We start from the raw sequence: 21642 nt of genomic DNA, 5'->3' as shown, positions 1-21642 counted from the left end.
AATGCAACGGACGCCGGTCCGGCCGACTGAGCCTCGGCCGGACCGGCGTCACCCGTCTGAAGGACCCCGATCGGACCGACGGCACCCGCGAAGCGCCCCGGCCGGTGACGGAATCGGGCCAGTGGCCTCGCGCGTCCCCGGGCCTCCGGCCCTTTGCCCCGGCCGACGGCGGACGTCAGGCGGTCGGCCGCCCCATCGCCCGGTACGTCCAGCCGGCCCGGCGCCACGTCTCCGGGTCCAGCGCGTTCCGCCCGTCCAGCACGATCCGGGACGAGGTGGCCTCGCCCAGCACCGCCGGGTCCAGCTCGCGGAACTCGCGCCACTCCGTCAGGTGCAGCACGACATGCGCGCCCCGCACGGCCTCCACCGCGGTGTCGGCGTACCCGAGCGTCGGGAAGAGCCGCTTGGCGTTCGCCATGCCCTTCGGGTCGTAGACGGTGACCTGACCGCCCTGGAGGTGTATCTGGCCGGCCACGTTCAGGGCCGGGGAGTCGCGCACGTCGTCCGAGTCCGGCTTGAAGGTCGCGCCGAGCACGGCGACCCGCTTGCCGAGGAACGAGCCGCCGCCGAGCGCCTCACGGGCCATCTCCACCATCTGGCCGCGGCGCCGCATGTTGATGGAGTCGATCTCGCGCAGGAACGTCAGCGCCTGGTCGGCGCCCAGCTCACCGGCGCGCGCCATGAAGGCGCGGATGTCCTTGGGCAGACAGCCGCCGCCGAAGCCGATCCCGGCGCGCAGGAACTTCTTCCCGATCCGCTCGTCGTGCCCGATGGCCTCGGCGAGCTTCGCGACGTCACCGCCGGCGGCCTCGCAGACCTCGGCCATCGCGTTGATGAAGGAGATCTTGGTGGCGAGGAAGGAGTTCGCGGCCGTCTTCACCAGCTCGGCCGTCGGGAAGTCGGTCACCACGAAGGGCGAGCCGTCGGCGACCGGCGTCGTGTAGACCTCGCGCAGCAGCTTCTCGGCGCGCTCGCTGCGCACACCCACCACGATCCGGTCGGGGTGCAGCGTGTCGTTCACGGCGAAGCCCTCGCGCAGGAACTCGGGGTTCCAGGCCAGCTCCGCGTCCTCGCCCGCGGGCGAGAGCTCGACGAGCCGCGCCGCCAGCCGCTCCGCCGAACCGACGGGCACGGTGGACTTGCCGACGACGAGGGCGGGGCCGTGCAGATGAGGGGCCAGCGCCTCGAAGGCCGAGTCGACGTACGACATGTCGCAGGCGTACTCGCCGTGCTTCTGGGGCGTGTTCACGCAGACGAAGTGGACGTCCCCGAAGGCCCCGACCTCGGCCCAGTCCATGGTGAAGCGGAGCCGGCCCGTGGAGCCCTCGATCCCGGCCACGTGCTTGCGCAGCAGTTCCTCGAGACCGGGCTCGAACATCGGGACCTCGCCCCGCTGGAGCATCTCGATCTTCTCCGGAACCACGTCGAGCCCGAGCACCTCGAAGCCGAGCTCGGCCATGGCCGCGGCGTGAGTGGCGCCGAGGTAGCCGGTGCCGATCACGGTGATCTTGAGGGCCATGGGTGCTCCTGAGGTGTGCGGCGTCGGTGCGCGCCCGAGCATAGTCGGGGCTCGGGGGAGCGCTTTCACGGGCACTTTCTCCCTGTCGGCAAGCTCACGTATCCCTACCGGCGGGCAGGCCGTTAAAATTTGTGTTACTTAACGGTAGTTAGCGTCGCCAGCACAGCATCCCTTGGAGCGTGAGAGACCTTGGCCGGATCGGCTGATTTCGACCTGTACCGCCCGTCCGAGGAGCACGACATGCTCCGGGACGCGATCCGATCGCTGGCCGAGGCGAAGATCGCGCCGTACGCCGCCGCGGTCGACGAGGAGGCGCGCTTCCCCCAGGAGGCGCTGGACGCCCTGGTCGCCAGCGACCTGCACGCGGTGCACGTGCCCGAGGAGTACGGCGGCGCGGGCGCCGACGCGCTCGCGACGGTCATCGTGATCGAGGAGGTGGCCCGCGTCTGCGTGTCCTCCTCCCTCATCCCCGCGGTGAACAAGCTGGGCTCGCTGCCGGTGATCCTCTCCGGCTCCGAGGAGCTGAAGAAGCAGTACATGACCCCGCTCGCCAAGGGCGACGGCATGTTCTCGTACTGCCTCTCCGAGCCGGACGCCGGTTCGGACGCGGCCGGCATGAAGACGAAGGCCGTCCGTGACGGGGACTTCTGGGTCCTCAACGGCGTCAAGCGCTGGATCACCAACGCGGGCGTCTCCGAGTACTACACGGTCATGGCGGTGACCGACCCGACGAAGCGCTCCAAGGGCATCAGCGCCTTCGTCGTCGAGAAGTCCGACGAGGGCGTCTCCTTCGGCGCCCCGGAGCGCAAGCTCGGCATCAAGGGCAGCCCGACCCGCGAGGTCTACCTCGACAACGTGCGCATCCCCGCCGACCGCATGATCGGCGAGGAGGGCACCGGCTTCGCGACCGCCATGAAGACGCTGGACCACACCCGCGTCACCATCGCGGCCCAGGCCCTCGGTGTCGCCCAGGGCGCCCTCGACTACGCCAAGGGCTACGTCCAGGAGCGCAAGCAGTTCGGCAAGCCGATCGCCGACTTCCAGGGCATCCAGTTCATGCTCGCCGACATGGCCATGAAGATCGAGGCCGCCCGCCAGCTGACGTACGCGGCCGCCGCCATGTCGGAGCGCGGGGACAAGGGGCTCACCTTCCAGGGCGCCGCCGCCAAGTGCTTCGCCTCGGACGTCGCGATGGAGGTCACCACGGACGCCGTCCAGCTCCTCGGCGGCTACGGCTACACCCGCGACTACCCGGTCGAGCGCATGATGCGCGACGCGAAGATCACCCAGATCTACGAAGGCACGAACCAGGTGCAGCGGATCGTGATGGCGAGGAACCTTCCGTAGCGCGCCCCGCGCCGGCGAAGGTGAGCGGCGGAGCGGCGGAGTTGTCGAGCCGTGAAGCTGTGAAGCCGTGAACTCGTAGGACAGCAGAGGTGAGAGGCACTCCGTGTGCCTCTCACCTCTCGTTTTTCCCGCGGACCGGGTTCCCCGCCCCATGCGGGAGACGGCGGACTGCCGGGAGTCCATGCGCGGAGCGTGGCGGCTGGAGTACTCTCTGTGCCCTCGGTCGCACGTCTGGTGCGTGTGAACCGGCGGGGGCGCGGGGGCACGGGTTGGGGATCCCCGGTTGCCGTCGACGCACCCCCGCGTCCGTCGTGTTGTGGGGGTGGGCATGCCGTCAGGCGCCCTGATGGACCGTCATGTCATCGCGCAGAGCATCGAGAACCTCGCGAGGCGGCCGGCGCTCGGAACCCGGAAGGAAGAACTGTCCGCGCTCGCTTCGGCGTTGCGGGACGGGGACGCCGCCGCGCTGGACGCCTGGTCCGAACTCGACCTCCTCGCCGCCTACGCCCGCCCCGAGAGCCTCCGGGCGGCGGGCGGGCAGGACGCGGAACACCGGATCTGGTCCTACGCCGAAGGGGTGCTGGGCGCGCTGGTCTTCGTACCGCTGATGCTCACCTGGTACGGCCTGACCCGGGCGTCGAGCGCCTACGGGGCGCTGACCGGCGCCGACCCGAAGGCCGCCGCCCGGCCCTTCCTGCAACTGTGGCAGTCCGGTTTCGAGGGGCACCTCACCGGCGCGTTCACCTTCGGCCACGTCGCGATGAGCGCCACCGTCGCCATCGCGGTGCTCTTCGCCCTGGTCCTCGTGCACGGTGTGCGGCGGTCCACCGTCGCCCGCCGGGAGGAGGACGCGGACCGCGCCTCCGGGGAGCTGATGGCTGCCTTGGTCCCGGTGCTGACCCGCGCCCAACTCGTCCTGGGCGGACGGCGGTCGAGTTCCCCGCAGCGCTTCGCGGCCGAACTCGCCGGAGCCGCCGCGACCCTGCGGCAGCTGGGCGACCAGGCCGTGCGGGTCCAGGAGGACCTGACGTCGGCCGCCTCGGCCGTCGGCGGTGCGGTGCGGTCCGCAGAACGGACGCTGGCCGGGATCGACACCTCCGTCAAGCCCCTGGAGGCCGCGATGGGCCGCGTCGAGGCCGCCCTGAGCGACGGCGGAGCGCGGGTCGGCGAGGCACTCGACGGGGTCCGCGACGCGAGCGGCGAGGTGCGGCGCGCGGTCGCGGGCGCCGGTGACCGGGTCGAGGACTCCGTCACCGTGCTGGCCGCCTCCCAGCGCGCCTACACCACCGGCATCGAGGTGGCCTCGGACGTCTCCGCCCAACTGCTCGGCCGATTCGCCGAGGTGGCGGACGGGACGGCCCGCGCGGTCGAGGAGTCCCAGCACGCGGTGCGTGAACTGAACGCCCAGACCGGGGTGTTGCGGGCGACCGCCGACGAATTCGCCCGGCTCGTCCAGGAGCTGCGGGCGGACCGCCAGGAACGGGCGGGCCGGGCGACTCCTGCGGGCCCGACCGCTTACGCCGGCCCGACGGCCCCTGCGGGTCCGACCGCTTACGCGAGCCCGGTGGCTCACGCGGACAGATGGGCTCACGCCGGCCCGGCGGATCCGGCCGATCACGCCCACGCTCACAGCCATGCCCACCGCGGTGGCCGTCCCGGCGACGGGACCGGGGCGTTCGAGGACCGGGCATCCGCGGACCGGGGAGGCGCTCCGGCCGAAGGACCGGGCCGCCCCGGCGTCCGCCCCGACCTCCGCAAGCCCCCCGGCGACGACCCCCGCAAGGATCCCCGGCAGCTGCCTCCCACGTCCCTGACCGAGGCCCGATGAGGCGCGGTGGACGGTTCCAGCCGCTGCACCTGGCGGGCTGGCTGTTCGCGGACATGCTGCTCGTGCTCGCCCTGGTGGCCATGGGGGACCGGGGCGACCCCGAGGCCGCGAAGCGGCCGGCCCCCTCGTCCTCCGGCGACACGTCGGCCACCGCGAGGAACAAGCCCCGGCACACCGGCCCGCGGGCGGTGGTCCGCACACCGGTCAAGGTGGCGGTCGACGCGCGCGCCGGGGACGAGGACGGCATCGTGCGCGCCCTGCGCGGGGCGACCGCCCGCTACCAGGGCCGACGCGCCGCCTTCGTGCTGACCTTCGGACGCCACACCGACCCGGCCTCCGGGGGCCGCTACGCCCACGACGTCAACGCGCTGCTGGAGAAGGCCCGTCCGGACATGTTCCGCGCCGCCACCACCCGCGACTTCTGGAAGGGCGGAGCCTCCTCGGGGCACGCCGACATCGAGATCTACTTCTACACGTACTGACCCGGAGGTCCGAGACCTTGCAGATCCTGCCCTTCTACCTGCTCTGCGACGAGTCCGGGTCGATGATCGGCGAGCCGATCGACGCCATCAACGGCGCGCTCCCGGACCTGCACCACGAGATCAGCACCAATCCGACGGTCGCCGACAAGACGCGCTTCTGCCTCATCGGCTTCTCCGACACCGCCACCGTGCTGCAGCCCCTCGCCGACCTCAGCGACATCGACTCGGTGCCCGCGCTTGCCGCGGGCGGGCTCACCTCGTACCGCGACGCGTTCCACATCCTGCTGCGCTGTGTCGAGGCCGATGTGGCGGCGCTCAAGGCGGAGGGCCACGAGGTCTACCGCCCCGTGGTCTTCTTCCTGTCCGACGGCATCCCCACCGACCCCGACTGGGAGCAGGCGTACAAGGAGCTCACCCGGTCACGGTTCTGTCCGAAGATCATCGCCTTCGGCATCGGCGAGGCGCAGGAGCCGACGATCGCGCGGGTCGCCAACTTCCGGGCGTTCATGCAGAAGGACTCGTCGGTGTCACCGGCCCAGGCGCTGCGCGAGTTCGCCTCCAGCCTGACCCGCTCGATCGTCCGGTCCGCCGGGAGCATCGGGGCGGGCGGCGGCCAGGGGTTCACGCTGGCCGTGGACGACACCGTGCCCGGGTTCTCCATCGTCTCTCTCGACAAGATGTGAGGTCGCACCGATGGGGAACGACATGAACTCCGCCGGGCAGCCCCGGTCCGGTCCGCGGCGACCCGGCCCGTGGGAACCCGACGCACGGGAGCCCGCGGACGGCGGCCGGGCGTACGCGGACGAGGCGCACGGCGGCCAGGGGCATCCCGGTCAGGAGCGCGCGGGACAGGGGCGCGCGGGCCGGGCGGACGGCGGCTCTGGGGACACGGACCGGGCGGACGCGCGTCAGCCGGATCTCCCCTGGCCGGAGGCGCGGGAGCCCGACCCGCTGGACGCGACCTGGCAGAGCGTCGACCAGTTCTTCACCCACCAGCCGGAAGCCGACGCGCCGGGCAGCGGGCCGACGCCCTCCACGGCGCCCACGGCCGGACCGCCGCGACCTTCACCGGCCACGACGTACGGGCCGACCCCGCACGCGGCACCACCCGCCTCGTACGACCCGGCACCCCCGGTGCCGTCGTCCGGCTCCGTACAGCGGCAGCCCATGCCCCGCTTCGAGGAGCACACGCCCCCGCCGTCCTCGTACGAACCGACTCCCGCGTCACCGATGCCCGGATACGGGCAGCGGCCGTCAGCACCGTCCGCGCGCGATGCGGCGGAGTCCGGGTCCGACTCCGGTTCCGGGGCCTGGTCCGGGTCCCGGCCCGAGTCCGGGTCCGGGTCCGGTTCCTGGTCAGAGTCCGGGGCCTGGTCCGGACGGGCGGAGGCCGGACCCCCGCGCGAGGAGCCCGTCACCCGGACCGTGCCCGTACCGGTCCTCGGCGCTCCGCGCCACTCCGGTCCCAAGCCCCCGCTGTACGCGCCCGAACCCCTGGAACTCCCCTCGGTCCGGCAGGACCCGGCCGCGGCACTGACACCCGACATGGTGGTGGACGGTGCCGGGTACGGCGCCCTGACGGTCCGGGCGGCGTCCGTGCGCGGCGACTCGCACCGCTACCAGGGAGAGCCGCGCCAGGACTCCCTGGCGGTGGTGCGCCTCGGGGCGCCCGGCGCCGACGGACTGCTGCTGCTCGCGGTGGCGGACGGCGTGGGGTCGGCGGCCCGTTCGCACGTCGGCTCGCAGGAGGCCTGCCGGCTCGCCGCGATGGAGCTGGACGGCCTCTCCGGGGAGCTCTCCGAGACCCTGCGCGTGGGTGACGGGCCCCGGTTCGCCGCGCTGGCGGACACCGCGGTGGGCCGGGTCGCGACCCTTCTCGCGCACCGCGCCCGCGAACGCGGCGACGACCCCGCCGCGTACGCCACCACTTTGCGCGCCCTGCTGGTCCCGCTCGACCCCCGCGTCCGTACCCGCGGATTCCTGGCCGTCGGCGACGGCGGCACCGCGCTGTTGCGCGCCGGCGCCTGGAACCTGTCCCTCACGGACCCCGAGCACGACGGCGACGGAATGATCGACACCCGCACCGCCGCCCTGCCGCACGGCCACCGCGCCCGCGCCCGGCTCCTGGCCCCGGCCCTGCCGGGCGACGTGCTCGTGCTGTGCACGGACGGCCTGTCCACCCCGCTCGCGGGAGACGCCGGGATGCGGGACTTCCTCGGGTCCGGGTGGGGCACCGGGACCGTGCCGGCACCGGCCGACTTCCTGTGGCAGCTCCAGTACCGGGTCAAGTCGTACGACGACGACCGCACCGCCGTCGTCCTGTGGGAGGCCGCTCCGTGAGCCACGGCGACGGCGCCGACGTGTCCCTCGGCCCGCTCGCCCTCGGGGCGCGGATCGGCGACGGCGGCCAGGGCGAGGTGTACGACGTCACCGGTCCGGACGGGCTGCTGTACAAGAGCTACCGCGAGCCGGGGAAGGTCGACGGCGCCGAACTCGCCGCGCTCGTCGCCCTGCGGCAGGGGCTCGCCGCGGCCGACCGGGAGCGGCTGGACCGGGAGACGGCGTGGCCGCTGTGCCGGGTCGTGGACGGCGGCAGGGTGACGGGCTTTTTGATGCGCCGCGCGCCCGGCTCCATGACCTGGCGGACAGGGCGCGGCGAGACCCGGCTGACCGACCTGTCGTATCTGCTCCGGCCGCCGAGGCCGGCCTGGCAGGCCGTGGCGCAGCCCTCGCCGGCCGAGCGGTACGCGCTGGTGGTCGCCGTCCTCGGACTCTTCCGATGGCTGCACACCCTGGGGCTGGTCGTCGGCGACGTGTCCCACGCGAACGTGCTGTGGACCGTCCGGCCGGCCCCCGCCCCGTACCTCCTGGACTGCGACGGCGTCCGCATGGCCGGCCGTCCGCCGGTCCTGGAGCAGGCGGACACACCCGACTGGCACGACCCGCTGGCCGCCGCCGGTACCGCCACGGTGGACAGCGACCGCTACAAGACGGCCCTGCTGGTGGGCCGCGTGCTGAGCCAGGACGCGTACGTCTCCCCCGGCACGTCCCTGAACCCGCTGTCCGGCGTGCTCGACGACCGGCGGGCCGGCGCGGTGCGCGCCCTGTGGGAGGAGGCGTCCGGTCCCCGCGGCACCCGCCCCCACCTGGCCCAGTGGTGCACCGCGCTGGCGGGCCGCGACACCATCCGTCTCGTCGCCGCGGAACCCGGCCCGAGGCCCGTCGTCGACCGCTCCAAGTTCGACGGGCCCCGCACCCGGGGCCACATCACCCTCCGCAAATGAGCGACGGGCACGGGTTCCCGTACGCGTACAGGCACGCGTACAGGCACGCGTGCGGGAACCCGTGCGGGAACAGGTGCGGGAACGACATCACGCGGAGCACCGCGCCGAAGGGCGGTGCTCCGCGTGAGTCGGAGGGTACGGCGGTGCTCAGTTCCCCGAGACCGTGACCGTCTCGTCGTTCTTCAACTGCTCCACCAGGGCCTTCATCTTGGTCCGGTCCCAGACGAGGTTGCCGCCGCTGGAGCCCGAGATCGGCATGTTCATGGACTTGCCGTCGCCGCCGGTGACGCCCTTCATGGCCCAGAACATGTCGGCCAGGTCCCACAGGCCCATGTCCTTGTCGACGATCAGCGAGTCGAGGCCCGCGCCCATCGTCGGGTAGAGCTTGAAGGGGTTCAGGACGGTCGAGGGGGTCGCGACCTGGTGGGCCAGGGCGGCCAGGAACTTCTGCTGGTTCTTGGTGCGCTCCAGGTCCGAGGCGGCGAAGGCGTGCCGGGTACGGACGAAGGCGAGGGCCTGCTCGCCGTTCAGCGTCTGCTTGCCCGCCTTGAAGTCGGCGCCCGAGTACTTGTCCTTGAAGCCCTTGTCGAGGGTCATCTCGACACCGCCGACGGCGTCGACGATGCTCGCGAACCCGCCGAAGCCGATCTCCACGTAGTGGTCGATGTGCAGACCCGTGTTGGCCTCGATGGTGCGCACGAGGAGCTCGGGTCCGTCCATGGCGTAGGCCGCGTTCAGCTTCGTGTGCTTGCCGGTGCCCTGGTACGTCTTGCCGGACTCGGAACCCTTGAACGTGGGGATCTCGACGTCGGAGTCACGCGGCAGCGAGACCAGTGTCGAGCCGTTGCTCCCGGTGTGCAGGATCATCATCGAGTCGGTGCGCTTGCCCTCGGCGGAGCCGGTGTGCAGCTTCTTCTTCTCCTCGGCGGACATGCCGGCGCGGCTGTCGGAACCGACGATCAGGTAGTTCGTGCCCTCGCCGGTCTCCGGGCGGTCGATGACCTTGGAGAGATCCACGTCACGGTGGAGCTTGGAGTCCGCCCAGAAGTAGGTGCCGACGGAGACCACGACCAGCGCGGTGACCAGCGTGATGGCGGTCCACTTGATCCGGCGCCGCCAGTTCGGTGCCGGGCGCTGCGGGTACGCGCCGCCGCCGGGTCCCTGCGGGCCGCCCGGCCCGTCGGGGGCGCCGTACGTCTGGCCCGTGTTGTAGCCGGAGTCGTACCCGTTGTCGCCGTAGCCGTCGTCGTAGCCCTGGCCGTCGACGTACGACGGCTGGCGGGGCACGCCGCCGCCGTAGGGCGGGGCGTCCTGGCCCGGTCCGGGGGCGGACGGGCCGCGGCGGACCTGTCGCATGACGCGGGCGCTCTCAGGCTGGGCGCCTGCGCTGCCGCGTCCGTAGCGGTTGCTGCGGTTCTCGTCGGACCACCCGTCGGGCCAATCATTCATGCGGACCAGTGTGCCGCTCCCCACCAGGCCCCTTACAAGGGAGCGGGGAGATCTGGGTCACGCCTGTTGCAGAGCTGATGCAAAGGGACCGTCCGGCGCCCGGCATAAGGTGGAGGACATGACAGATCAGGCCCCCAGTCCGGAAAACGATATTCCGGGCAAGCCGACCTCAGCGTCCCGGACCACCCTCAGCCACATCATGACCCACAACGACACCAACCTCCTGGGTTCGGTGCACGGCGGAGTGATCATGAAGCTCGTCGACGACGCGGCGGGCGCGGTGGCCGGGCGGCACTCCGGCGGGCCCGCCGTCACGGCCTCGATGGACGAGATGGCGTTCCTCGAACCCGTCCGCGTCGGCGACCTGGTCCATGTGAAGGCCCAGGTCAACTGGACCGGACGTACCTCGATGGAGGTCGGCGTCCGGGTCCTCGCTGAGCGCTGGAACGAGTCCACGCCGGCCCAGCAGGTCGGCTCGGCCTATCTCGTGTTCGCCGCCGTCGACGCCGACGGCAAGCCCCGCCGGGTCCCGCCGGTCCTCGCGGAGACGGAGCGCGACGAGCGCCGCTACCAGGAGGCGCAGATCCGCCGCACCCACCGCCTGGCCCGCCGCCGCGCGATCATGGAACTCCGCGAGAAGCGCGCGGCGGAAGGCCTCGACGACTAGGACCCGCTGTCACCTTCCCGTCCGCCCCGCGACGCCCCGCACGCCAGGGCCCGGGACCTGTCCGTGCGGTCGCGGCGGACGTCGCCGGCGCGGGCCCGGTCCGGGGTCGTCACGGGCACACCACCTGGTCTCCCGTCACCACCCCGGACTCCCCCTGCTGCCGGTCCTCCGCCCGTACCCGGGCGACCTTCTTGAAGTCCGCGCCGGCGATCACCTTCAGCAGCGGGCCCTGACCGGGGACCGCGCGCAGTTCGGAACCGGGCAGCGCGGTCGCGAGGGACTTCGCCGAGCGGTCCCAGCGGGGGTCGTACGCGACGACGGTGCGCCGGACCGTACGGTCCCCGGCGGTGACGGGCCGCCCCGTCGTCCGGAACCCGGTGGCGGCGAGCGCGCCGTCGACCCGTTTGCCGAGCCCCGTCGTCGCGGTCCCGTTCTCGACCTGGACCCGGATCTGCTGCGGGGCCACCGCGACCCGGACGGCCTTCGGCCGCGGCGCCCGGGGCGCCGCGAGCGGCTTGTCCTCGCGCAGATCCTGGAACAGCTTCCGCGCCTTGGTCTCGTCCCACTTCAGGGTCGAGCCGATGCCCTTGACGACGTAGCCCATCCGGCCGATCGGCACGGTCGTGAACTCGGACGAGGACGGGGAGAAGTTCCGCATCGCCCGGCCCAGATCCAGCAGCTCGTCCGTGCCGAAGCCCTTGTCGGCCCGTACCGAGCCCAGCGCGGCCCGCGTCACGTCACGGAACTTCATGGGGTTCAGCAGCACGCCGGACGACGTGGCCTGTCCCACGAGCGCCGCCAGGAAGCGCTGCTGGCGCTGCATCCGGCCGAGGTCGGAGGAGCCGTCGGTGTGCCGGGACCGTACGTACTGAAGGGCCTGGCCGCCGCTCAGCAGGTGCGAGCCCGCGCTCAGGTCGAGGCCGGTGTAGCTGTCCTTGAGCGGCCGCGCGGTGCAGACCCGGACGCCGCCGAGCACGTCCACCGTCTTCATGAAGCTGGCGAAGTCGACCTCCAGATAGTGGTCGATCTTCACGTGGGTCATGTCCTCGACGGTCCGCACGGTCAGGGTCGGGCCGCCCTGCGCGTACGCCGCGTTCAGTTTGAGGGGGTGCGGGGCGGTCCGTCTGCCGGTGACCGGGTCGGTGATCTCGGGGGTCTCGGCGTAGGAGTCGCGCGGCAGGCTGACGATGCTGGCGCGCTCCCGGTCCTCCGAGATGTGCACGATCATGATCGTGTCCGTGCAGTGACAGGGGGCGCCGCCGAGCCGGTACTTCCGCCGCTCCGCCTCGGTGATCCTGTCCCGGCCGTCGGTACCGACCAGCAGCACGTTCATGCCGTTGCCCGCCTCGGGCCGGTTCTTCATGTCCTTGAACGGGTCCACCCGGGCGATGTCCGCGTCCAGGCTGGTCACCACCGCGTGCCCGATCCCCGCCGAGGCGAGGACCACCGCGGAGACGGTGGTCAGCGCCCGGACGGCCCAGCGCGGCTTCCTGCGCCGTACGCGGCGCACCGGGCGTCCGTCGTACCGCCGGGTGGGACGCCGTGCGGGTGACGGCTGCGGGGGGCGCTGGGGTCGGACGGGGGAGCGGGGCGGCGTGGGCAAGGGGGACACCTCCGCGAGGCTGGACGGGGGAGGGGCGCGTTCCGCGAGACCGGGCGGGGCCGCGTTCCGCTGGGCGTGGGGATCCGTGAGCACGGTAGGCCCATACGATCTGCGGCCCGGTCCTTAAGGCCGGGCGGCGCGCGACCGTGTCCCCCGTTCGCGGTAACGTGAGGCCCGATGAGCGAGAAGCCCGACGTGCGGTCCCCCGCCGTTTCTGTGATCATGCCCGTCCTCAACGAGGAGCGGCATCTGCGCGGGGCCGTGCAAGCGATCCTGGCGCAGGAGTACGACGGCGAGATGGAGGTCGTGATCGCCATCGGTCCCTCCACGGACCGGACCGACGAGATCGCCGCCGAACTCGTCCGCGAGGACCCGCGGGTCCACACCGTGCCGAACCCGACCGGTCGCACGCCCGCGGCGCTGAACGCCGCGATCAAGGCGTCCCGGCATCCCGTCGTCGTGCGCGTCGACGGGCACGGCATGCTTTCCCCGAACTACATCGCCACCGCCGTACGGCTCCTGGAGGAGACCGGCGCGCAGAACGTCGGCGGCATCATGCACGCCGAGGGCGAGAGCGACTGGGAGCACGCCGTCGCCGCCGCCATGACGTCGAAGATCGGTGTCGGCAACGCGGCCTTCCACACCGGTGGCGAGGCGGGCCCTGCCGAGACCGTGTACCTCGGTGTCTTCCGGCGCGAGGCGCTGGAGCAGCAGGGCGGCTACAACGAGGAGTTCATCCGCGCCCAGGACTGGGAGCTGAACTTCCGTATCCGTGAGGCCGGCGGACTCATCTGGTTCTCGCCCGAGCTGAAGGTGTCCTACCGGCCGCGCCCGTCCGTCAGGGCGCTCGGCAAGCAGTACAAGGACTACGGCCGCTGGCGGCACGTCGTCGCCCGCTACCACGAGGGCTCCATCAACCTGCGCTACCTCGCCCCGCCGACCGCCGTCTGCGCGATCGCGGCGGGTGTGGTCGTCGGCGCGGCGCTGACCCCCTGGGGCCTCGTCGTCCCGGCCGGGTATCTCGCGGCCATCGCGCTCGGCTCGCTGCCCGCGGGCAAGGGGCTGCCGGCGAAGGCCCGGATCCAGATCCCCGTCGCCCTCGCGACGATGCACATGTCGTGGGGCTGGGGCTTCCTCACCAGCCCGAAGGCGCTGGCGAAGAAGGTCATCGCGTCCCGTCGCCCCGCCGTCCTCGTCGGCTCCGACTGAGCCCGTCCGTACATGAGTCGGGCCCCTCTCGAAACCGAGAGGGGCCCGACTGCCTTTCACCGTCCGTCCCCCGCTACCAGACGAAGTCCGGATTGATGTCCATGCAGGCTTCGGTGTCCGCGCCCTTGTCCAGCTTCGCGGACTCGGGAACCGAGTTGTCGTCCGCGGGCGCCTTGTACGCGGTGCCCTCCCGCCAGTCGGCGCCGACGGCCAGGGTGATCCCGGAGACGTTCGCCGACTGCTCCACCGAACTCGTCGGAATCCCGAGGGACTTGGCGATCCTCAGGGCGTCGCCCTCCAGATCGGCGCTCGGGTAGCGGATCACCGTGGCGTCCTCGGTGGTCGCCGTCGTGGTGTCGGCCTTCGCCTGGGTGAAGCCCTTGCCGACGAGCAGTCCGGTCACCGCGCTCGCGCGCCCGCTGACCGGGGCCAGGGTGCTGGTGCGCGTGCCGTTCTGCACCTGCACCGCGATCTCGCCGTCGGCCGCGGCCGGGTCCTTCGAGGTGCGCTCGGTGGCCTTCTTCTTGCCCTTGCCGTCCAGCGCGATGTCCTCGCGGAGCAGTCGCCAGACCTTGTCCGCGTCGGTCGCCTTGGGGAGCACCCGGGCTCCGTCGGGGGCGTACACCCACGGCATGGTGGTCATGGTGATGCGCTTCGACGGGACCTTCTTCAGCTCGTTGCTGAGGTCGTAGAGCTTGGTCACCGTGCCCAGGCTGTCGTCGACGGTGAGCGCCTTGGTGGCCGTCTCCGCGAGGCTCCTCAGCTTGCCCGGGTTGCTCAGCGTGGCGTTCTCGCGCAGCTCGCGCACCATCGAGTTCATGTACTGGTGCTGGGCCTTGGTCCGGCCGATGTCGGTGTTGTCCTCGAAGCCGTAGCGCGTCCGCAGCCACTGCAGGGCCTGCTTGCCCTTGACGGACGTCGTGCCCGCCTTGAGCTTCAGTCCGGAGCCCTTGCCGGTGGAGGTGCGCGAGTAGACGTTCTCCTTCACGCAGACCGGGACGCCGCCGATCGCGTCGGCCATCGAGACCACACCCGCGAAGTCGACCATGATGAAGTGGTCGATGTGGATGTCGGTCAGCTTCTCCCAGGTGGCGACCGTGCAGCCGGGGCCGCCGCGGCGCAGCGAGTCGTTCGTGATCGTGGGATACGTGCTCGCGGCGTACGTCTTCCGGGTGTCCGGGTCGGTACAGGCGGGTATGTCCACCATGGTGTCGCGCGGCATGCTCACGACCGACATGTTGGTGCGGTCCGCCGAGAGGTGCAGCAGCATCTGGACGTCCGCGCGGACGGACCCGTCGAAGGTGTTCCGCGCGCCCCCGAGCTTCCGGTTCGCGGCGGAGTTCCGGGCGTCCGAACCGATCAGCAGGATGTTCAGCGGGGTCTGGCCCGCAGCGTTCGGCTTCGACTTGGCGGCGCGGTCCTTCTCGTCGCCGATGTTCAGCTCGTCCTGCTTGATGTTGCCGTTCAGATGCCGGTAGTACAGGTAGCCCGCGCCGGCGGTCCCGAGTATCAGGAGCGACAGGATCATCGCCGACCAGCGCAGTATCCGGCGTCCGCGCCGTGGGCGGTTCCCGGTGCCGCCCCGTCCGCCGCCGCCCCCGCCGTGCCGGCCCTGCCCCTGCGTGGCGAGCGGCATGGTGTCGTCGGACGCCGGACTCGCTCCGTCGTCGCCACCCTCGCCGACGGGCCGGGCCCGATCGTCCCCAGCCGTACGAACGGGCTCGCCGCCCTCCTCGTACACGCTGTCGTCCCAGCCCAACTCACCGGCTCGCGGGACACGTGATCGTGCTCCCTCCCCATGCACACTGCTTTGCGCCATCTCCAGCCCCTCCCCACCCTGCGCCTGACAAACGGGTCCGTCACACACCTGGCGGCCGGACGCGCATCGCATCCGGCCGCCGGGCGCCCCTCACGTCCTGTAGGACGCTCGACGGACCCGTCAGGTCATCACTTGGCGCACACTGTTTTGTCCGCCGTGGTCTTGTCGTCCACGTCCGGCGCCTTCGTCGGAGCCGCCAGAGGCACTCCGGCGCCCTTGAAGTCCTTGCCCAGGGTCAGCACGATCGCCGGCAGTCCCTGCGAGTTCTTCTCGCTCTTGCCGGGCTTCATCGCCGAAGCGGGCAGTCCCATCAGATCCGCCAGCTTGCGTGCCTGGTCGGCCTGGTCGGGCGAGTACTCCAGCGTCGTCCTGCCGAGCGGTTCGTCGGCGTTTCCGAGCTGGGTGGACTTGAGCACTCCCTCATCATTCTGCAGCCAGTTGAGAGTCTCCTGTGCGGAGCCGGCCTTGGCGCCGCCGTTGTAGATGTCGACGCGGATGTCGGACGCGGCGGACCGGGAGCCCTTGAGACGGGCGGCCACCGAGGCCTTCTCCTTCTTCTCCTTCTGCTTCACGGCGGTGAAGGAGACGTCGTTCTTGATCGCGTCGAAGACCGGCTGGGACTTCGTCGGGCTGACCACGACCGTGACCGGGGTCTTCTCGGCCGGGTTGTCTATCACCGGGACCGTCGTGAAGGTGATGTTCTTCGGCGGCACCTTCTTCAGCTCCAGGGCCATGTCCTTGAGCGTGGTGGCCTTGCCGATGCCGGTGTCGACGGTGAGCGCGTCGGTGGCGGCCTCGGCCAGCTTGTACAGCTTGGTGGCGCTGGTGAGGGTGTCGCTCGAACTCATCTTGCGCATCAGGGAGCCCAGGAACTGCTGCTGCACCTTGATGCGGTCGAGGTCGCCCTCGTTGCCGAAGCTGTGCCGGGTGCGTACGAACGCGAGGGCCTGCTCGCCCTCGATGGTGTGCTTGCCCGCGGACAGCTTGAGGTGCGAGTCGGGGTCGTCGACGTTCTTCGCGAGACAGACCTCGACGCCGCCCACCGCGCTGGTCAGCGTCTTGACGGCGTTGAAGTCGGCCATCACGAAGTGGTCGACGGTGATGCCGGTGACCGCCTTGACCGTGTCCATCGTGCAGCCCGGGTTCCGGTCGTACTGGCCGAGACTCGTGTTGAAGCGCTGGTTCTCCGTGCCCCGGATGAGCTTCTCGGAGCCGTCCTCCTGCTTCGACTTGCACTCGGGGATGTCGACGATGAGGTCGCGCGGAATGCTCATCGCGGTCGCGTTCGTCCGGTCCTTGGCGACGTGCAGCAGGATGTTCGTGTCGGCGTGCCCGACGCTGTTCTTGTCGCCGTAGCCCTCGTTGCCCGCACCGGTGCGCTTGTCGGTGCCGATGATGAGGAGGTTGAAGGCCTCGTCCTTGCTGAAGCCGCTCTTGGCCGAGCCGCCGACGTCCTCCGTGTGGATCTTGCCCTCAAGATGCTTGAGGTAGGCGTACGCGCCGCCCGTCACGGCCACCAGCACCAGCGCCATGGTGCCGCCGGTCCAGAGCAGGACCTTCTTGGCCTTCGACTTCTTGGGCGCCTTGGTGCGCCCACGGCGACGACCCGGAAGAGGCTCCGGCGGTTCACCGCGCCGCCTGCGCGGCCCTGGTACATCGGGGCCGGGCGCGTCATGTTCCCGCCCCGGCGCTTCACGGTCCCGGCCCGGTGCCGCGCGATCCCTGCCGGATGCCGTCCGGGAGCGGGCCGCCTGGGAGGGATTGCCCCTCCGAGGCCGCGGCACTCCCGATTGCGCTCCGGAAGGGGGCAGTCGCAGTTCGTATTCACCGGTGTTCGGGTTGAGCACCCACTGGTCTGCGGGATCGATGTCGTCCGCCCGCCCACGGCCTTGCGCGTCCACGGTTGTCTGAATCCTCCGTCGGGGCCACGCGGCGCCTTTTTCCCCCTCAAAAAGGCGCTCGGGTCTCGGTCAAGCAGTGCGCGACCGCCAGGACTGTCCTCGTGGCCGGGTGCACCGGATCGCTCACACTATCCGTCCAGTTCAGCGTCTAGCGACGGCCGTGACGAATTCAACGTTCCTACAACCGGGCAATCCGTCCTATTTCTCGGAGAGTTCTTAGCTCAGCTGTTCCCACCCTTGGCGCGGGCTTTACCCGCAGGCATCCTCGGCGGCCGTGTTGCCCCGGAAAGTGGGTGCCGGGTCGGGTGTCCCGGCGAGCGCGGCGGGCCCTGTCGCGTTCGACTTTCCGTCGCCGTCCGACTCCTTTTCGTAGCCGCGCGACGAGTTTCCGTACGGGCTCGGGGAAAGCGGTGGCCGGCCTTGGGTGAGCTTCCGCGACGGTTCCTCGGTGACCGTCACCGGCCGGTCCGCGCGCAGTCGGGCGAAGAGCCGGGTGGCCTCGGGCTCCACGAGCTGATCGCGGTTGGCGTTGAGGACGTAGGAGGTCCGCGGGACGGTCAGGAACTGCACGTTGTCGGTGGGTATGTCCCGCATGCCGCGCACCAGGTCGTACAGGCCGCGCAGGCTCGCCAGCCCCGGGTCGGTGGTCAGCGACGAGGTGGCCGCGTCCAGGACCGGGTACAGCTTCGCCGGGTTGAGCAGGACGTCGTTGCTGCGCACCTTGTTGACGAGCGCGCCCAGGAAGCGCTGCTGGCGGTCCATGCGGTCGGTGTCGCTGCCGTCGCCGATGCTCTTGCGGGCGCGGACGTAGCCGAGGGCCTGCTCGCCGTCGAGCACGACCTTGCCCGCGGGCAGCCTCAGCTTGGCCGCCTTGTCGTCGATCGGCTCCTTCAGGCACACCTCGACGCCGTCCACGGCGTCGACCATGTCCTTGAAACCGTGGAAGTCGACCACCATGTGGTGATCGACGCGGATGTTCGTGAGCTTTTCGACGGTACGGATCGTGCAGGCCGAACCGCCCACCTGGAAGGCGTAGTTGAACATCGCGAACATGGGATCGGTGCGGGTGCCGTCCGGACGCCGGCAGCCCGGCACGTCCACCATCAGGTCGCGGGGCAGCGACATGGCGGTCGCGCTGCGCCGGTTCGCCGAGAGGTGCAGCAGGATCGTGGTGTCGGACCGCTCGGTCCCGGAGTCGCGGCCGTACTTCTTGTTGCCGGCCCCCGATCGCGAGTCCGACCCGATCAGCAGGATGTTCTGCGCGTCGTGCACCAGCGCGGTGGGCCGTTCCTTCTCGTACCGGGCGAGCTCGGCGGCGGCGTCGTCGTCGGCCGTGATGTTCCCGTTCAGCTTCTCGTACGCGGCCCAGCCGATCCCCGCGGCACCGAGGACCGCCACGGTCACCCCGATGGCGGTGTACCGCAGCCAGCGCCGCCGCCGGCGTCCGACCCCGGTGGGCGACGCCCCCAGCCCCGGCCCCTGTTGGCGCCCGGAGGGTGTGCCTGCGGTGTCGGTCACGTCGGAACCACCACCCCTCATGGCGTACGAGCGTGTCGGGCTGCTCCTACGACCATGTCCCGGAGCGGCCGGTGAGGGGCGCCGGTGATGAGCCGAACGGGGGACGGGTCCGTCCGGGCCCCGGACGCCGCCAGGGCCGCCCGCGCCGGGCCGTACGGCTTCCGGACGGGCCGCACGGATGCGTGCGCGTACGCGCGGCGTCGTGGGCGCATGCGAGCGGGTCCCGGCGGAACGGGCGCGTCCCTCCGGCCTGACGCTCCCCGGACGGCCTCTGAGGCCTGCCCGCGATCCCGGGCGGGCGCCCGCCACGACGGCGGCGCCCAGCCACCGGCCGCCCGGTCGGATCGCCGAACGCGCCCGGTGCGAGCACGGCCGCACGGCTGTCCCCCATCGGCGCCGCGCTCCGATGGGCCGCGGACCACGGGGCGGACCGGAGGCGGACCAGGTCCTGCCGCCGCCTTCCCGCCGTCTTTCCGTCGTCGTCGCCGCGGGGCGGGGGGAAGGTGACGGCAGGACCTGGAGGTCGGACCTCAGCGGGCCGTCGCCGTCACCCGCTCGCTCTCGATCCGCTGGGCGAGCGAGTCGTCGTCCAGCCGGTCGAGGTGGCGGCAGAGCACCACCGATCCGCCGGTGGCGAGCGGCGCGTACAGGCCGGCGGCCAGTCCCTCCCAGGTGTCGTACGAGAGCGCCGACAGGATGCGTGAACCGGGTCCCGTCAGATCCAGCCCGGGGGCGTCGGACCGGGCCTGCTCCACGACCTCCGCGCCCGTGTACGCGGCCCCGGCGACGATCAGCGCCCGCTCCTCCGGATCGACCGGCGCGTACGGCGCGAACCGGTCGCCCTGGCTCGGCACCTCCACCGCGTAGTCGGCGTAGCCCGCGGGCGGGGTCGGGAAGCGGCGGCCGAGCGGCGCGAGCGAGAGGGCGAGGCGCTCGCCGGAACAGGCGAGCCCGTCCTCGAACCGCCCGGGGCCCGCGACGACATGGTCGGCGGCGGCCGGGTCGCCCCCGACGTCCGCGACGACGCCCACCGAGGAACAGGCGAGCAGCCACACCGCCGTCTGCCAGTGCGCGGGCAGCAGCAGCGCCACCCGTTCGCCGGGCTCCGCGGACATCTCGCCCTGGAGCAGGTTGGCGGTCTTGGCCACCCAATTGGCGAAGGTGGCCACGGACAATTCGACGCGTTCGCCCGTCGCGTCGTCGTAGAAGGTCACCAGGGGGCGCGCCGGGTCCGCGGAGAGCGCGGATCGCAGCAGGTCGGCAGGGGTGCGGTCGGTGGCGTTCACGCGGGCAAGCGTACGCGGGGGTGCCGCGCGGCACCGGCCGCGCACACCACCGGTTCGGCGGAGCGCGTCCGACGGCCCGTCAATTCCGCGATGGACAGATATGTATGACTATGTCCAGGATCAGGAGCATGCGTGGATTCCTTGCTTCCTCGGTCGGCGTCACCTGCGCGGCCGCTCTCGCCCTTCCTCTCACCCTGCCCGCACCGGCCCAGGCCGGGACGCCGGGGTCGCCGTCCGAGGCCGCCGTTCCCGGCAGCACCCGGTCCCTGCCGCTCGTCCCGCTCAGCGGTGAACGAGCCCTCGGTCCCGCCGCGTCCGAACAGGGCCTCGCGCGCCGGGACGTGAAGCCGTTCTCCCTGGTCGGGATCGTCTGGGACGACCCCGACAGCGAGCTGAACGGCCGGGTCCAGGTCCGCACGCGGGCGGTCGGCACCGACCGCTGGTCGGACTGGCAGGACGTCGACACCCACAACCACGAGCACGCCGCCGACCCGGACACCGCCGAGGGCACATCGCGCCGGGTGCGGGGCTCCACCGCCCCGCTGTGGGTGGGCGACTCGGACGGCGTCGAGGTCCGCGTCGACGCCGAGCGCGTCCCGGGAACCGGGGAGGGCGCGCGGGAGAGCCCGGAACAGAGCTCGGCGGAAGGCCCGGTGGGGAGCTCGGCGGAGCGCCCCGGGGGGCGTTACGGGGTGGGTCCCGAGAAGCGGCGCCCGGCCGCACCGGCGGACTCCCTCCCCAGGGGCCTGCGCCTCGAACTGGTCGATCCCGGCGGGACCGCACCCGGCACGGCCGCCCGGACGGGCGCCGCCCGCCCGGGCACGCGGGTGGGCTCGACGGACGGGGACCAGGGGATCGGGGAGTCGGAGGGCGACCTGGGCGCGGGCATGACGGGCGGAGAACCCGACGAGGGCGCCGGCGCGTGGAACGGGAGCGAGAGCGCGGGCGCCAACGAGATCGCCGCGCTGTCCCGGGAGGAGACGGAGCGCGAGTACCTCCCCGACGAGTTCGGAGAGCGGCGCGCGCAGCCGTTCATCGGACCGCGCCCCCGCATCATCACGCGCCACGGCTGGGGCGCCAACGAGAACCTGCGCGAGCGCGGCTTCGTCTACACGAAGAAGGTCAAGGCGGCCTTCGTGCACCACACCGCCTCGGGCAACAAGTACTCCTGCTCGCAGGTCCCTTCGATCATCCGCAGCATCTACCGCTACCACGTGGTGAGCAGCGGCTGGCGTGACATCGGCTACAACTTCCTCGTCGACAAGTGCGGAAACATCTACGAGGGCCGGGCCGGAGGCGTCGCGAAGGCCGTCAAGGGCGCTCACACCCTCGGCTTCAACACGAACAGCATGGGGATCGCCGTCCTCGGCAACTTCGGCAACACGAAGCCGTCCGACGCCGCGCTCAAGGCCGTCTCGAGGCTCACGGCGTGGAAACTCGGCCTCTACGGTGCCAATCCGCGTGGCAAGACATACCTGACGTCAGCCGGTGGCAATCTCTACCGAAAAGGAAAGAACGTGCGACTGAACGTGATCTCGGGCCATCGGGACGGGTTCTCCACGGAGTGCCCCGGACGGCTTCTCTACGGCAAGCTCGGCTCGGCCAGGAAGACGGCAGCCGGCTACCAGGGCCGCTAGGGAGCAGGGAGCGGGACCCAGGAACGAGCAAGGCCGGCGGGGTTCGTCCCCGCCGGACCGGCACTGATCACCCGAAGTCACGACAGAGGCCCG

At 71.7% G+C, this 21642-nt stretch carries 16 protein-coding genes; 9 read left to right on the top strand and 7 right to left on the bottom strand.

What is annotated here, in order from left to right:
• Positions 1-175 precede the first annotated feature (175 nt).
• Complete coding sequence (locus tag ACFYW7_RS16980) at positions 176-1519, bottom strand: UDP-glucose dehydrogenase family protein (RefSeq protein WP_389502829.1); 1344 nt, start codon at positions 1517-1519, stop codon at positions 176-178.
• A 189-nt stretch (positions 1520-1708) separates the two neighbouring features.
• On the opposite strand from ACFYW7_RS16980, the gene ACFYW7_RS16975 reads away from it, so the two are divergent.
• From ACFYW7_RS16975 to ACFYW7_RS16950, 6 genes are all read left to right on the top strand, one after another.
• Entirely contained in the window at positions 1709-2866 is a 1158-nt protein-coding gene (locus ACFYW7_RS16975; RefSeq protein ID WP_389502827.1) for an acyl-CoA dehydrogenase family protein, read from the top strand.
• A gap of 328 nt (positions 2867-3194) precedes the next feature.
• Positions 3195-4694, top strand: coding sequence for a methyl-accepting chemotaxis protein (locus ACFYW7_RS16970; protein ID WP_389502825.1), 1500 nt, complete (start codon positions 3195-3197; stop codon positions 4692-4694).
• Positions 4691-5176, top strand: coding sequence for a hypothetical protein (locus ACFYW7_RS16965; RefSeq protein WP_389502823.1), 486 nt, complete (start codon positions 4691-4693; stop codon positions 5174-5176). Before ACFYW7_RS16970 ends, ACFYW7_RS16965 begins: the two co-directional genes overlap by 4 nt.
• Positions 5177-5193: 17 nt before the next feature.
• The gene (locus ACFYW7_RS16960; RefSeq protein ID WP_389502821.1) at positions 5194-5859 is read left to right on the top strand and encodes a VWA domain-containing protein; all 666 of its coding nucleotides are present in this window, start codon (positions 5194-5196) and stop codon (positions 5857-5859) included.
• 10 nt (positions 5860-5869) lie between these two features.
• Positions 5870-7516, top strand: coding sequence for a protein phosphatase 2C domain-containing protein (locus tag ACFYW7_RS16955; protein ID WP_389502819.1), 1647 nt, complete (start codon positions 5870-5872; stop codon positions 7514-7516).
• Complete coding sequence (locus ACFYW7_RS16950; RefSeq protein WP_389502817.1) at positions 7513-8460, top strand: hypothetical protein; 948 nt, start codon at positions 7513-7515, stop codon at positions 8458-8460. Before ACFYW7_RS16955 ends, ACFYW7_RS16950 begins: the two co-directional genes overlap by 4 nt.
• 147 nt (positions 8461-8607) lie before the next feature.
• On the opposite strand, the gene ACFYW7_RS16945 is transcribed toward ACFYW7_RS16950, so the two are convergent.
• Positions 8608-9909, bottom strand: a complete 1302-nt coding sequence (locus tag ACFYW7_RS16945; protein WP_389502815.1) for an LCP family protein — start codon at positions 9907-9909, stop codon at positions 8608-8610.
• A 118-nt stretch (positions 9910-10027) separates the two neighbouring features.
• Here ACFYW7_RS16945 and ACFYW7_RS16940 point away from each other — a divergent pair, with 118 nt between their 5' ends.
• Positions 10028-10576 carry an acyl-CoA thioesterase gene (locus tag ACFYW7_RS16940; protein ID WP_389502813.1) on the top strand — a complete coding sequence of 183 codons (549 nt, stop codon included), beginning with the start codon at positions 10028-10030 and terminating at the stop codon, positions 10574-10576.
• A 109-nt stretch (positions 10577-10685) separates the two neighbouring features.
• On the opposite strand, the gene ACFYW7_RS16935 is transcribed toward ACFYW7_RS16940, so the two are convergent.
• The gene (locus ACFYW7_RS16935; RefSeq protein ID WP_389502811.1) at positions 10686-12188 is read right to left on the bottom strand and encodes an LCP family protein; all 1503 of its coding nucleotides are present in this window, start codon (positions 12186-12188) and stop codon (positions 10686-10688) included.
• A gap of 168 nt (positions 12189-12356) precedes the next feature.
• On the opposite strand from ACFYW7_RS16935, the gene ACFYW7_RS16930 reads away from it, so the two are divergent.
• Positions 12357-13388, top strand: a complete 1032-nt coding sequence (locus ACFYW7_RS16930; RefSeq protein ID WP_389502809.1) for a glycosyltransferase family 2 protein — start codon at positions 12357-12359, stop codon at positions 13386-13388.
• Positions 13389-13461: 73 nt separating this feature from the next.
• On the opposite strand, the gene ACFYW7_RS16925 is transcribed toward ACFYW7_RS16930, so the two are convergent.
• The 4 genes from ACFYW7_RS16925 to ACFYW7_RS16910 all read right to left on the bottom strand — a co-directional run bounded on the left by ACFYW7_RS16925 (position 13462) and on the right by ACFYW7_RS16910 (position 19912).
• On the bottom strand, positions 13462-15207 hold the full coding sequence (locus tag ACFYW7_RS16925; RefSeq protein ID WP_389502807.1) for an LCP family protein: 1746 nt from the start codon (positions 15205-15207) through the stop codon (positions 13462-13464).
• A gap of 128 nt (positions 15208-15335) precedes the next feature.
• Positions 15336-17108, bottom strand: coding sequence for an LCP family protein (locus ACFYW7_RS16920; protein ID WP_389502805.1), 1773 nt, complete (start codon positions 17106-17108; stop codon positions 15336-15338).
• Positions 17109-17357: 249 nt separating this feature from the next.
• Positions 17358-18647, bottom strand: coding sequence for an LCP family protein (locus tag ACFYW7_RS16915; protein WP_389502802.1), 1290 nt, complete (start codon positions 18645-18647; stop codon positions 17358-17360).
• Between the two features lie 509 nt (positions 18648-19156).
• Complete coding sequence (locus ACFYW7_RS16910) at positions 19157-19912, bottom strand: TIGR03089 family protein (protein WP_389502800.1); 756 nt, start codon at positions 19910-19912, stop codon at positions 19157-19159.
• 128 nt (positions 19913-20040) lie between these two features.
• Between ACFYW7_RS16910 and ACFYW7_RS16905 the strand changes: the two genes are divergently transcribed.
• Positions 20041-21549 carry a peptidoglycan recognition protein gene (locus ACFYW7_RS16905; protein WP_389502797.1) on the top strand — a complete coding sequence of 503 codons (1509 nt, stop codon included), beginning with the start codon at positions 20041-20043 and terminating at the stop codon, positions 21547-21549.
• Positions 21550-21642: the final 93 nt, after the last annotated feature.

Origin of the sequence: Streptomyces sp. NPDC002580 (assembly GCF_042889485.1) — a bacterium.
Lineage (GTDB): Bacteria > Actinomycetota > Actinomycetes > Streptomycetales > Streptomycetaceae > Streptomyces.
This window is presented reverse-complemented; position numbering and strand designations above follow the sequence as displayed.

Coding starts and splice junctions, on each gene's coding strand:
- ACFYW7_RS16980 (WP_389502829.1), bottom strand. CDS start 1,519: ATGGCCCTCAAGATCACCGTGATCGGCACCGGCTACCTCGGCGCCACT.
- ACFYW7_RS16970 (WP_389502825.1), top strand. CDS start 3,195: ATGCCGTCAGGCGCCCTGATGGACCGTCATGTCATCGCGCAGAGCATC.
- ACFYW7_RS16965 (WP_389502823.1), top strand. CDS start 4,691: ATGAGGCGCGGTGGACGGTTCCAGCCGCTGCACCTGGCGGGCTGGCTG.
- ACFYW7_RS16955 (WP_389502819.1), top strand. CDS start 5,870: ATGGGGAACGACATGAACTCCGCCGGGCAGCCCCGGTCCGGTCCGCGG.
- ACFYW7_RS16945 (WP_389502815.1), bottom strand. CDS start 9,909: ATGAATGATTGGCCCGACGGGTGGTCCGACGAGAACCGCAGCAACCGC.
- ACFYW7_RS16940 (WP_389502813.1), top strand. CDS start 10,028: ATGACAGATCAGGCCCCCAGTCCGGAAAACGATATTCCGGGCAAGCCG.
- ACFYW7_RS16930 (WP_389502809.1), top strand. CDS start 12,357: ATGAGCGAGAAGCCCGACGTGCGGTCCCCCGCCGTTTCTGTGATCATG.
- ACFYW7_RS16925 (WP_389502807.1), bottom strand. CDS start 15,207: ATGGCGCAAAGCAGTGTGCATGGGGAGGGAGCACGATCACGTGTCCCG.
- ACFYW7_RS16915 (WP_389502802.1), bottom strand. CDS start 18,647: ATGAGGGGTGGTGGTTCCGACGTGACCGACACCGCAGGCACACCCTCC.
- ACFYW7_RS16905 (WP_389502797.1), top strand. CDS start 20,041: ATGCGTGGATTCCTTGCTTCCTCGGTCGGCGTCACCTGCGCGGCCGCT.